This window comes from Gordonia sp. NPDC057258 (genome assembly GCF_042668985.1).
GTDB classification, from domain to species: Bacteria; Actinomycetota; Actinomycetes; order Mycobacteriales; family Mycobacteriaceae; genus Gordonia; species Gordonia hongkongensis.
The window spans coordinates 23416-35650 of the sequence record NZ_JBHUXZ010000046.1; the positions used below are offsets into that span (position 1 = coordinate 23416).

Sequence of the window (12235 nt, forward strand, 5' to 3'; positions counted from 1 at the left end):
GGTAGTCTGTTGGGCACTATGGCACCCGATCTGACCAGCCCTGATCCGTCCGGCGCGTCCCACGGCGGCGGACGCCCGTACTACATCACCACCGCGATCGCCTACCCCAACGGCGCTCCGCACATCGGGCACGCCTACGAGTACATCTCCGCCGACGCACTCGCGCGGTTCAAGCGGCTCGACGGGTTCGACGTCCGGTTCCTGACCGGCACCGACGTCCACGGGCAGAAGATGCAGCAGACCGCCGCCGCGGAGGGCATCCCCACCGCGGAACTGGCCAAGCGGAACTCCGACCGGTTCCAGGCCCTGCAGGAACGCCTCGGGTCCAGCTTCGAGCGCTTCATCCGCACCTCCGACGAGGACCACAAGCGGGCCTCGGAGGAACTGTGGAAGCGGATGAGCGACCGCGGCGACATCTACCTGGACAAGTACTCCGGCTGGTACGACGTCCGGGACGAGACCTTCTACGCCGAGGCGGACACCCGGGTCGACGAGTCCGGCGACCGCGTCGCGACCGACACCGGACACGTGCTCACCTGGACCGAGGAGGAGACCTACTTCTTCCGGCTCTCGGCATACCAGGACAAACTGCTGGAGCTCTACGAGTCCCAGCCGGACTTCGTCGGCCCCGACGTCCGGCGCAACGAGGTCATCAGTTTCGTCAAGGGCGGTCTCACCGATCTGTCGGTGTCGCGCACGACCTTCGACTGGGGCGTCCCGGTGCCCGGCCATCCCGAACACGTCATGTACGTGTGGGTCGACGCCCTGACCAACTACCTCACGGGCGTCGGATTCGTCGACGACCCGGAGGCCTTCGCGCGCTTCTGGCCGGCCGACCTGCACATCATCGGCAAGGACATCATCCGGTTCCACTGTGTCTACTGGCCCGCGTTCCTGATGAGCGCCGGCGTCGAACTGCCGAAGCGGGTGTTCGCACACGGATTCCTGTTCAACAAGGGCGAGAAGATGAGCAAATCGGTCGGCAACGTCGTCGACCCGGAGAACCTCATCGACGAGTTCGGGCTCGACCCGGTGCGGTTCTTCTTCCTCCGCGAGGTGTCCTACGGGCAGGACGGTTCGTACTCCGCCGAGGCGATCGTGTCGCGCATCAACGCCGACCTCGCCAACGAGTTCGGCAACCTGACCCAGCGCACCTTGTCGATGATCGGCAAGTACTTCGACGGCACCCTGCCGGCACCGGGCGAACTCACCGACGTCGACACCGCGCTTCTCGCGCGTGCCGACTCCCTGCTCGACGCCGTGCGGGCCCACATCGACAACCAGGCCATCCACCTGGCGCTGGAGACCTTGTGGGCGACGCTGGCCGAGACCAACCGGTACATCTCGGCACAGGAACCGTGGAAGCTGGCCAAGACCGATCTCGAGCGCACCGGCACGGTTCTCTATGTCTGCGCCGAGGTCGTGCGCATCGTCGCACTCCTGAGCCAGCCGGTCATGCCGGAGTCGTCCAACAAGATCCTCGATCTGCTCGTCGCCGACGTCGATCGTCAGTTCACCGCGGTCGCGAGCCGGCTGGAACCCGGAACCGTGCTGCCGAAGCCGACTCCGGTGTTCCCGCGATACGAGAACTGAACTCGCGCATCCGGAATGGTCGCGTCGAACGGGGTGGGATCTGCGTTGCCCGGCCCGGTTGCGGCAGCGCCGGCGCTCGACGTGCTCCGCGCCCTGCACACCGAGACCGCCGCCCGTCGCCTGCCGCCGCCCGCCGCGCTGATCGGTGACTGGTACGACGCCGACGCGGTCATCGCACCGTCGGTCGCGCTGACGCCCGGCTGCCTCCCGCCCGACGATCCCGACCGGTTCTGGTTCGGCTACCTCGGGTTCCCGGTGCGGCCGGACGAGGCGCCGTTGCCGGCGAACGTCGGCGGGCACACCGACGGCGTGCTCGTGCTCCGCGACGGCCGATGGGAGTCCGTCGGCACCGGCATCCCCGACTGGGTGACGGCGACCATCCGTGCCGCCGGCGACCGTTCCTCGGCCCGGCCGAGCGCCACCACCCCACTGTCGGCGACGGAATGGCATGCCCCCGAGCGGGTTCCGCACCTCGCCGCCATCGCGAGATGCCTCGACGCGATCCGGGACGGCGAGGTCTACCAGGCCTGTGTGTGCACCCGCTTCACCGGAACGCTCAGCGGCGACCCCGTCGACTTCTTCACCGAACTCGCGGGCGCCACCGCACCGGCGAAAGCCGCTTTCCTACAAGGTGACTGGGGAACAGTGGCGAGCCTGTCGCCGGAGACGTTCCTGCGCCGGACCGGCAACATCATCACGTCGTCGCCGATCAAGGGCACCCTGCCCGCGCACGCCGACCCCGACGCGTTGGCGGCGTCGGCCAAGGACATCGCCGAGAACATCATGATCGTCGACCTGGTCCGCAACGATCTGGGACGCATCGCGGTGACCGGCAGCGTGCGGGTACCCGAGCTCCTGTCGGTCGTGCCCGCCCCGGGCGTCTGGCACCTCGTCTCGCGGGTGGAGGCCATCGTGGCACCGGGCACGGGCAACGACGCCGTTCTCGCGGCGACGTTCCCGCCGGCGTCGGTCACCGGCACCCCGAAGCTGCGGGCGATGGAACTCCTCGACGGCTGGGAGGCCGATGCCCGCGGTGTGTACTGCGGGGCCATCGGCATGGCCGGACCCGACCGCGCCCTCGATCTCAACGTCGCCATCCGGACCGTGGAGATCGCACCCGACGGGGCCCTCGCCCTCGGTGTCGGCGGTGGGATCACCATCGATTCCGACCCGGCCCGGGAATGGCAGGAGTGCCTCGACAAGGCCGCGAGCATCGTGGGGTCGCGCGGATCGGCATGATCGAGTGCCGCTTTGGGTACGATTCCGCCATGACTGTGCCCATCCGGTCGTCCACCGATCTCGCGGTGCTCGATCGTGATCTGCGCCGTGACCACGATGCCTTCATGTCGGGCGGCACCCCGCGTGCCGAGGTCCCGGGGGATGTCATCGAATCATGGGGTCGTGTCCGGTCGGGTCGACACCGGTCCACCGTCGACACGCACGATCCGGGCCACATCTCCGACGACGAACTCGAGACACGCCGGGCCGCGCACCCGCTACGGGACGCGGTGCAGCCGCTGCAGCGTCTGTTCGCCCAGTCGGCGGACGACGCATCGATGACCCTGGGCGTGTTCGACGCGGACGGCGTGCTGCTGTGGCGGGGAGGTTCGGCGTCGGTTCTCCCGGAGGCCGATCGACTCGACCTCGTCGAGGGCAGCCGCTGGGACGAGAACTCCACCGCGACCACGGCCGTGGGCCTCGCGGTTCATCTCCAGCGCCCGACCCGGTTGTTCGGCGCCGAGCACTACTACAGTTCGCTGCACGGACTCTTCTGCACCGCGGTGCCGGTGCACGACCACCGCACCGGCGACATGATCGCCATCGCCGGCCTGGCGGGCCCGGCCATGGAGATGCAGCCGGCGGCATCGGCGTTCACCTCGGCGCTGGCCGCACTCGGCGAACACGAGATCACCCTCGCCCACCAGCGAGAGCTCGCCGAACTCCGGTTTTCCGGCCAGGCGCAGTTGGCCGGCCTGCACGGACCGGGACTGCTCATCGACGACGACGGGTGGGTGGCCGAAGGCCGCGGCTGCACCCCGCCCGTGCGCGTCGCGGTCCCGACGGACGACATGCGTCAGTTCGTGCCGGGACTGGGGATCTGTGTGGTCGAACGTCTCGGCCGCGGATGGCTGGTGCGTCCGGCGGGTCCGTCCGGCCCGGTCCTGGCCGAGCTCTCCCTCGACGGTGAGCCGACGGTCACGGTGACCGGCGACGGTGAACCGTGGCGCACCGTCCTGACCCGTCGCCACGCCCAGATCCTGCTGTTGCTCGCCGACGCCGGCGAGCAGGGCCTCACCTCACAGCGGTTGAGCCAGCTGCTCTTCGGCGACGACGGCCACACGGTGAGCGTGCGCGCCGAACTGTCGCGGCTGCGCCGGGTGGTCGGCGCGCTCGTCTCGAGCCGCCCCTACCGCCTCGCGCCGCGGGTGGAGTTGCGCGTCAGCCCGGATCAGCTCGACGTCTTTCGAGCACCTGCTGGTAGACGTCGCGTCGAGAGGCAGCGGAACCCTGCGTGACCGCGGCGCAGGCGTCTTTGAGGCGCATGCCGCCGGCCACGAGTTCCTCGGCTCGATCGGCGAGGTCGTCGATGTCGGGTTCGGCCGCGACCGCACCCGCGATCACGACGGTGATCTCGCCGCGGACGCCCCCACTCGCCCATTCCGCGAGTTCGGCGAGTCCGCCGCGCCGGACCTCCTCGTAGGTCTTGGTCATCTCACGGCACACCGCCGCGCGACGGTCCGGACCGAGGATCTCGGCCGCGGCCGCCAGCGTGTCGGCGAGCCGGTGCGGCGATTCGAAGAAGACCGCGGTCCGGGGCTGGGACACCAGTTCGCGCAGCCACGCGGCCCGGGCGCCGGGCTTGCGGGGAGCGAACCCTTCGAAACAGAACCGCTCGGAGGGCAGTGCCGACACCGCGAGGGCCGTCGTCACCGCCGACGGTCCGGGCAGTGCCGTGACCGGTAGTCCGGCGTCCGCGCATGCCACGACGACGCGGTATCCGGGATCGCTGACCGACGGCATCCCGGCGTCGGTGATGAGCAGTACGGTCTGCCCCTCGGCGATCGCGCTGACGAGACCCGGCGTACGGGCGGCCTCGACCTGGTCGTAATAGCTGACCAACCGCCCGCCGATCTCGACATCGAGCGCCGCGGCCAGCGCACGGGCGCGACGGGTGTCCTCGGCGGCGACGATGTCCGCGGTCCGCAGCGCCGCACGCAGACGCGGCGAGGCGTCGTCGACCTGTCCCATCGGGGTGGCCGCCAACACCAGCCGGCCGCGCGCGTCCGACGAGTGACCGGGACCGGGATCGGCGTCCCCGGTGGCGTCAGGAGACACGGTCGTATCGTCGTCGAGCTGGGGCGAGTCGGACTGGGCGGCGTTCATCGACAGCCAGCTTACGAGGGACCACTAGGATCGATCGGGTGCCACCTCGCCTGGGCCCGGACGTGCCCGCACCGCTCTTCGGTGCCCCCGACCGCGGGCGTGGACTCCTCGTCGGCGTGGTCATCGCATTGCTGGCCACCATCACCCGCTTCTGGGCCCTGACCCACCCCACCGACAAGGGCACGCCGGTCTTCGACGAGAAGCACTACGTCCCGCAGGGCTGGCAGGTGCTGACCGGCGGCAACTGGATCGAGGACAACCCGGCGTACGGCCTCGTCGTGCATCCGCCGGTCGGCAAGTGGATGCTGGCCGCCTCGGAAGCGGTCTTCGGTTACGGCCCGCTCGGATGGCGCGTCGCACCGGCCATCTCGGGCGTCCTCATCGTCGTGTTGATCTACTGTGCGGTTCGGCGGCTCACGCGTTCGACGCTCGTCGGAGCGATCGCGGGTGTGTTCGCGATCTGCGACGGCGTGCTGTTCGTGCAGTCCCGGATGGGCATGCTCGACATCTTCCAGACGCTGTTCATCGTGGCCACCTTCGCCGCGCTCGTCGCCGACCGCGACCAGGTGCGGGAGCGTATGGACCGCGTGTACCGCGAGGGCCGGATCGCCGACAGTCCCTTCGGGCCGCGCCTCGGCTTCCGGTGGTACCGGTTCGTCGCCGGCGTGATGCTGGGGCTCAACTGCGGCACCAAGTGGTCGGGCATCTACTACGTCATCTTCTTCACCGCACTGGCGATCGGCCTCGATGTGGCCGCCCGCCGGGCGTACCACGTGCAACGCCCCTGGGTGGGCACCCTGGTGCGCGACGTCGTGCCGAGCGGCGCGAGCCTCGCGGTGATGCCGGTCGTCATCTACTTCCTGACCTACCTGCCCTGGTTCAACAGCGAGACGGCCGTCTACCGCTATCAGGTGGGCAACACGATCGGTACGGGCGGACCGTTCGCCTGGGTGCCGGGCGCCTGGCGATCGTTGTGGTACTACGAGTCGGGAATCCTCGAATTCCATTCGGGGCTGACCAATTCGGCGGGCAACCAACATCCGTGGGAGTCCAAGCCGTGGACGTGGCCGATGAGCCTGCGCCCCATGCTGTACGCGCTCGAGAACGGTCCCGACCAGTGCGGCGCGGGCGAGTGCGTGCGCGCGCAGATGCTGATCGGGTCGCCGGCTCTCTGGTGGCTGGCCTTGCCGATGCTGCTGTGGGGACTGTGGTCGTGGATCGTGCGGCGTGACTGGCGGTACGCGGCGGTCCTGGTCGGCTACCTAGCCGGGATCCTGCCGTGGTTCCTCGCCCTGGACCGGCAGATGTACTTCTTCTATGCGACCGTGCTGGCGCCGTTCCTGGTGATGGGCCTCGCGCTGTGCTGCGGCGACCTGCTGCGTTCGGCCGCGGCGACCGCCCGCGCCCGGCCCGAGCGTCGGGCCCTCGCGATCATGGTGGTGGCGATCTACGTGGGTCTGGTCGTCACCAACTTCGTGTGGTTGTGGCCGATCCTCACCGCTTCCCCGATCTCGCCCGGCCTGTGGCGGCAGCAGATCTGGCTGCCGAGCTGGGGCTGAGCAACCGTGACGCGGCCTGGTCCCCTACCGGGAGACGGACACCGGCCGGCCGTTCTCGCCGCGGTATTTCCGGTGGTACTCGGCGTACAGGTCGGCGTTCTTCACACGATCGACGGCGTTGACGAGCTCGGGGTCCAGTCCGTGCTGGACCAGTCGGTAGCGACGGTAGACCCGGTTCAGGGCGATGGAGAAGAACAGGTACGACAGCAGGATCGGCATCGTCATGGTGATCCGCACTCCCCACGGGGCGGGGACGAACAACATCGGCAGCAGGAGCAGGATGCACGGTATCGACCACCGGGCGACCATCCGCACGGACGCACCGGGACCGGCGAGGTCGTTGCCGACCCACTCCGTCATCGAGGCGGGCAGTCGCCCGCCGTACCAGTAGGCAACCTGGCGACCCCAGGTCGGACGGGCGGATTCGGGACTTCGGTTCATGGCGCACAACTCCTGGTCTCGGTGCCGTGCGACCACCGTAGCATTTGTCCTAGGACAAAAGAACGTGATCTTGATCGGCAGGGAGGTCGTGGTGAGCGTCGTGATCACCGGGCAGACGGTGCAGGCCATCGTCCAGAGCGTGCGAGACGCCATCGTCTCCGGCCGTCTGCGACCGGGCGACTCATTGCCGCCGATCCGTGAACTCGCAGCCGAGTTGGGAGTCAACCGCAACACCGTGGCCGCTGCGTACCGGCAGCTCGTCTCGGTGGGCGCCGCCGACACCCGCGGCCGCGGCGGAACGGTGGTCGCCGACCGGCTCCACCCCGGCAGTGAACTCGCCGCTCCCGCGGACACCATCGACCTCGCCGATGGCAATCCCGATCCCGATCTCCTGCCCGACCTGCGCGCCGCGATCGCCGCGGCCCCCTACCGACCGACGATGTACGGAACCGCCGCGGTGGCGCCGGCACTGCGGGAGGCGGCGTCGGTGCTGTTCGGGGAGCACCCGCAACGGGGGGAACTCATCGCGACCCACGGAGCCGTCGACGCGATGGAGCGGCTGCTGAACACCCACCTCGTCCGCGGCGACTGCGTCGCAGTGGAGAATCCGTGCTTCCTCGCCAGCGTCGGCACGATCCGTGTCAACGGGTACCGCGCGCTCCCCATGGAGCTCGACGAGCACGGCATGCGCCCCGATCATCTGGCGCGGGCGCTCGGTGCGGGCGCCCGAGCGGTCATCGTCACCTGCCGCGGTCACAACCCCGGCGGGATCGCCCTCTCCGCGGCTCGTGCCGATGAACTACGCACGGTTCTCGAGCGATACCCCGAGGTGCTCGTCATAGAAGACGACCACTTCTCACTCCTGTCGGTTCGCGACTATCAGCGGGTGATCCCGGACAACAGCCGACACTGGGCGGTCGTCCGGTCCGTCGCGAAATTCCTGGGTCCGGATCTGCGGGTCGCGCTCGTCGATGCCGACCCGACCACGGCCGCCGCGCTCGACGCCCGGCTGCGTTCCGGCCGCCCCTGGGTCAGCCACCTGCTGCAGACCACCGCGGCGCATCTGCTCACCGATCCGGCGACGACCGCGCTCATCGCCACCGCACGCCTCGAATACGCCCGTCGCACACGACTTCTCATCGACGTGCTCGATGCCCGGGGGGTGGCGTCGACCATGGGACCGCCCGACGGGATCAACGTGTGGGTCGATCTTCCGCCCGAGGTGCCCGCGGAGCGGGTCGGCGTCGAACTGGCGCGCCTGGGGTGGGCCGTGCAACCCGGGACGGTATTCGCCGTCGACGGGGCCGAGCAGCGAAATGGTCTGCGCGTCACCACCTCCCGGCTCGACCGGGCGACCGCGAAGACCTTCGGCACAGCGCTCGCCGGGGCGGTCGGACACGGCTGAGGACCCACCGACCCGACGACGACTCACCCACCGGGATCGGTTGCCGACCCCGGTGGGGGTTGTCACACCGTCGGTCCGGTCAACCGGTCGGTGCCGTGAGTGCCTTTGTCCCGAGGCTCGTCGTCCGGCCCCGGGTCGACCGTCGGCTCGGCGGGCGCCGATCCGTTTGCCTGGTCGACGTAGTCGGGGTCGATCTTCTCGAGGTGTCGTATCGCGTCGGCATCGATCGCCTCGAGCTCCCCGGTCGCGATGGCGTTGGCCTGTTCCCGGACATGCTCGTCGACCTGAGCGGTCAGCACGTGGCGGGAGACGATCAGCGGATCGTGTCGGAGGTCGAGATAGAGCGACAGACACATGCCGATCATCACCACGACGAACGGCAACGCGGCGATGATCGCCATCGTCTTGATGCCGTCGAGGGCGTCGTCGCCGCTGATGGCCAGCAGGAGCGCAGCCACGACACCGGTCAGCACACCCCAGAACACGGTGAGGGGACGCGACGGGTGTTCGACGCCGCGCTGCGAGAGAGTGCCCATCACGAGGGACGCGGAGTCGGCGCCGGAGACGAAGAAGATGCCGACCAGGATCATCACCAGCGCCGAGGCCACCCCGGTCCACGGCAGGTGGGCGAGCACGTCGAACAGCGTGCTCTCACTGGCCGCGGTGGCCGGATCGAACGCCAGGGTGCCCTCGATGTCCTGATGGATCGCGGTACCGCCGAAGACGCAGAACCAGACCAGCGAGACCGTCGTGGGTACCACCATCACACCGATCACGAACTCGCGGATGGTGCGGCCGCGGCTGATCTTCGCGAGGAACAGACCCACGAACGGGGTCCAGGACACCCACCACGCCCAGTAGAAGATCGTCCAGTCCGCCAGCCACTGATGACCCTCCTCGGTCATGATCGTGGCGTCCGAGCGGGCTGCGAAGCTCGTCAGATCGGTGAAGTAGGCGCCGAGGGTCGTCGGCAGCAGGTTCAGGATGAAGATAGTCGGTCCGACGACGAACACGAATAGTGCCAGCACGATGGCGAGCACCATGTTGATGTTGGACAGCCACTGGATGCCGCGCGCGATCCCCGACACGGCCGACGCGACGAACGCGGCGGTGAGGATGGCGATGATCGCGACCAGCAGCATCTTCGTCGGCTCGTTGACCCAACCGAGGGTGTCGAGTCCCGATCCGATCTGCAGCGCGCCGAGGCCGAGTGATGCCACCGTCCCGAACAGCGTCGCGAAGATCGCGAGGATGTCGATGATCTTCCCGCCCGGGCCGTTGGCCACCCGCGGTCCGAGGAGCCGGGTGAACACCGCGCTCATCAACTGGGTCCGGCCCAGCCGGTACGTGCTGTAGGCCAGCGCCAGCCCGACGACCGCGTACATGGCCCACGGGTGGAAGCCCCAGTGGAACATCGTCGTCGCCATGGCCGCGCGGATGTCGTCGGAGCCGATCTCCGGTGGCGGACTGGCGAAGTGGTAGAGCGGCTCGTAGGCACCGAAGAACATGAGGCCGATGCCCATGCCGGCACTGAACATCATGGCGATCCAGCTCACGGTGCGGAACTGCGGCTTCTCCCCGGTGCGGCCGAGCGGAATCCGGCCGTACTTGGACACGGCGAGGAACACCGCGAAGATCACGAAGCCGGTGGCGGAGAGGATGAACAGCCAGCCGAGGTTCTTGGTGATCCAACCCAGCACCTCGGTGGTCGTCGTGTTGAGACTCTCCTTGTCCCCGATCCCCCAGATCACGAACGCGATGACCAGTACCGCGGTGACCGTGAAGACCACCGGGTCCAGTGTCTGCTTCGGACGCCCGGTGATCACATCCTGTTCACTTGTCATTCGTCAAGCCAATCAATCTCGGTTCAGGTATTCAAGTTCGCCCGAGCGCACGGTTGAGTATCTCAACGATCACGGGATCGTCCAGGCCCAGCTCGCGAGCGGTTTCGACGTACTGCTTGGCAGCCGCGAAACCCGCGTCGAGCGCATCGTGGCGACCCGCCTTGATGAACGAGCCCTGCCGCCCGCGGGTCTCGATGACGCCGGCCGCCTCGAGTTCCCGATAGCTCCGCGCGACCGTGTTGGCGGCCACGCCGAGCCGCGAGGCGAGCGCCCGGACCGTCGGCAGACGCTCGCCGCTGAGCAGTTCGCCGGACTCGATGAGCTCGATGATGCCGACTCGTACTTGCTCGAAGGGCGGCCGGTCGGAGGCCGGGTCGATCTGCAGTGCGTCGAGCGCCACCGGGGTGTCGGGGGTCACCGGATACTCCTCCTCACCGGGGATCACGGGCCAACGGACACGACATGCACCGCGGCCCACCGCGGCCCGATCCCAGTTCCCGACCCTCGATCTCGATGACCTCGATGCCCGAGTCCCGGAGTCGCCGGTTGGTCTCCACGTTCCGGTTGTAGGACACCACCACCCCGGGCGCGAGGGCGAGGGTGTTGTTGCCGTCGTCCCACTGCTCCCGCTCGGCCGTCACCGGATCGAGCCCGGTGTCGATGACACGCAGCTTGGTGATGCCCATCGCCTCGGCGGCGGCGTCGACGAAGGGCCGCTCCCCGGTGATCCGGACCGCGTCGGTCGCGGCGTCGTGCACGAGGGTGAATGCGGACATGGTGTCGCGGATGTTGGGATACATCACCACGGCGTCGGTGTCGACCATCGTGCAGACGGTGTCGAGGTGCATGAAGGCGCGCGACTGCTCGATCGGCACCGCCAGCACTGTGTGCGCCAGGTTGTCGTCGAACAGACTGCGCGCCAGTGCTTCCGCCCCGGCGGGCGTCGTCCGTTCGCCGACCCCGACGGCCACCACACCGGCGGCGAGCAACAGCACGTCACCGCCTTCGATGGGCGCGACCTGCGACTCGTAGGCCCGCCGCGCCCCGGTGAATCGCGGGTGGTGGGCGTAGATGAGATCGGTCAGTGACGTCTCCCGCGCGCGGGCGGGAAGCGCGAGCGAGGTGATCGCGAACCGGCCGCCGATCCAGAACGAACTGTCGCGGGTGAACAGCAGATTCGGCAGCGGTTCGATCGCGAACTCGGGTCCGTGGTGCATCCGCCGCACGAGCGAGGACCGCTCGGCAGAGGGTGTGATCGGCAGCTCGTCGAACGTCATGCCGGCCGTCAGCACGTACGCGAGGTCGGTCGGCGACAACCCTCGCAGATGGGTCGCGAGATCTTCCGCGAGGTGTGTGCCCAGCCGCCGCGCGCTCACCGCCGCGGCGATGCCCTGGATGCGGGCCGCACCGCTGTGCGCGATGGTCTCGGCGAGCAGGTCACCGAGGAGATAGACGTCGATTCCCCGCTCGCGCAGCACCTCTGCGAAGGCGTCGTGCTCCTCCTGCGCACGCCCGACCCACGGCAGCCCGTCGAACAGGAGCTGGTCGCTGTTACGCGGGGTGAGCCGGCGCAACTCGTCGCCCGGGCGGTGCAGCATGACCGCTCGCAGGGTGCCGACCTCCGAGTCGGCGCCGAGGGCGTAGTCGTAGGCGGGCGCGGTCATCGCTCAACCGTAATTCGTCGTCCGCCCGCGCACATCACTCATCGTCTGCGCGGGCCTTCGTGTCGGTCGGAGTCATCGTCGGACCGTCGCCCACGATCACCGGCGCGGTCTCACGCGCGAAGATCCACAGGACCAGCGCCACCGCGGCCACCACCCCGGTCAGCACGAACGCCGGCCCGAAACCGACCCGATCGGCGACGAATCCCACGATGACCGGACCGGTGACGGCACCGAGGTCCGACGACATGCCGTAGGCGGCGAGCGCCGACCCGCCTTGCTGACGGTTGCCGAGGACATCGGCGAGAGCGGCCTGATGGGTGGGTGCGAACAGTCCCGAGCCCACCC

Annotated in this window: 11 protein-coding genes; 5 read left to right on the plus strand and 6 right to left on the minus strand. The window is 69.0% G+C overall.

The features are described 5' to 3' along the window. Window positions 1-18: 18 nt before the first annotated feature. The 3 genes from metG to ACFUEJ_RS22125 are packed head-to-tail and all read left to right on the plus strand — an operon-like array spanning window position 19 to window position 4109. The gene (gene metG / locus ACFUEJ_RS22115; RefSeq protein ID WP_165630312.1) at window positions 19-1593 is read left to right on the plus strand and encodes a methionine--tRNA ligase; all 1575 of its coding nucleotides are present in this window, start codon (window positions 19-21) and stop codon (window positions 1591-1593) included. 15 nt (window positions 1594-1608) lie between these two features. After that, complete coding sequence (locus tag ACFUEJ_RS22120; protein ID WP_265965627.1) at window positions 1609-2832, plus strand: aminodeoxychorismate synthase component I; 1224 nt, start codon at window positions 1609-1611, stop codon at window positions 2830-2832. A gap of 29 nt (window positions 2833-2861) precedes the next feature. Then, on the plus strand, window positions 2862-4109 hold the full coding sequence (locus ACFUEJ_RS22125; protein ID WP_265965630.1) for a helix-turn-helix domain-containing protein: 1248 nt from the start codon (window positions 2862-2864) through the stop codon (window positions 4107-4109). Here the strand turns inward: ACFUEJ_RS22125 and rsmI are convergent. Next, window positions 4033-4977 carry a 16S rRNA (cytidine(1402)-2'-O)-methyltransferase gene (rsmI, locus tag ACFUEJ_RS22130; RefSeq protein WP_265965633.1) on the minus strand — a complete coding sequence of 315 codons (945 nt, stop codon included), beginning with the start codon at window positions 4975-4977 and terminating at the stop codon, window positions 4033-4035. The genes ACFUEJ_RS22125 and rsmI overlap by 77 nt on opposite strands. A gap of 29 nt (window positions 4978-5006) precedes the next feature. Here rsmI and ACFUEJ_RS22135 point away from each other — a divergent pair, with 29 nt between their 5' ends. Beyond that, the gene (locus tag ACFUEJ_RS22135; protein WP_388031869.1) at window positions 5007-6536 is read left to right on the plus strand and encodes a dolichyl-phosphate-mannose--protein mannosyltransferase; all 1530 of its coding nucleotides are present in this window, start codon (window positions 5007-5009) and stop codon (window positions 6534-6536) included. Window positions 6537-6560: 24 nt separating this feature from the next. Here the strand turns inward: ACFUEJ_RS22135 and ACFUEJ_RS22140 are convergent, their stop codons facing one another. Next, entirely contained in the window at window positions 6561-6977 is a 417-nt protein-coding gene (locus tag ACFUEJ_RS22140; protein WP_068972385.1) for a DUF5313 domain-containing protein, read from the minus strand. A 91-nt stretch (window positions 6978-7068) separates the two neighbouring features. On the opposite strand from ACFUEJ_RS22140, the gene ACFUEJ_RS22145 reads away from it, so the two are divergent. Further along, window positions 7069-8382 (plus strand): aminotransferase class I/II-fold pyridoxal phosphate-dependent enzyme, encoded by a 1314-nt coding sequence (locus ACFUEJ_RS22145; protein WP_058251662.1) that lies wholly within the window; start codon window positions 7069-7071, stop codon window positions 8380-8382. Between the two features lie 62 nt (window positions 8383-8444). On the opposite strand, the gene ACFUEJ_RS22150 is transcribed toward ACFUEJ_RS22145, so the two are convergent. From ACFUEJ_RS22150 to ACFUEJ_RS22165, 4 genes are all read right to left on the minus strand, one after another. After that, a complete protein-coding gene (locus ACFUEJ_RS22150; protein WP_207624910.1) occupies window positions 8445-10226 on the minus strand; it encodes a BCCT family transporter in 1782 nt (593 codons plus the stop codon). A gap of 31 nt (window positions 10227-10257) precedes the next feature. Next, the gene (locus ACFUEJ_RS22155; protein WP_231742358.1) at window positions 10258-10644 is read right to left on the minus strand and encodes a GntR family transcriptional regulator; all 387 of its coding nucleotides are present in this window, start codon (window positions 10642-10644) and stop codon (window positions 10258-10260) included. Between the two features lie 13 nt (window positions 10645-10657). Further along, on the minus strand, window positions 10658-11890 hold the full coding sequence (locus tag ACFUEJ_RS22160; protein ID WP_265965649.1) for an arginine deiminase: 1233 nt from the start codon (window positions 11888-11890) through the stop codon (window positions 10658-10660). 34 nt (window positions 11891-11924) lie between these two features. Further along, a partial coding sequence (locus ACFUEJ_RS22165) for an MFS transporter (protein ID WP_388031865.1) occupies window positions 11925-12235 on the minus strand: 311 nt, incomplete at its 5' end.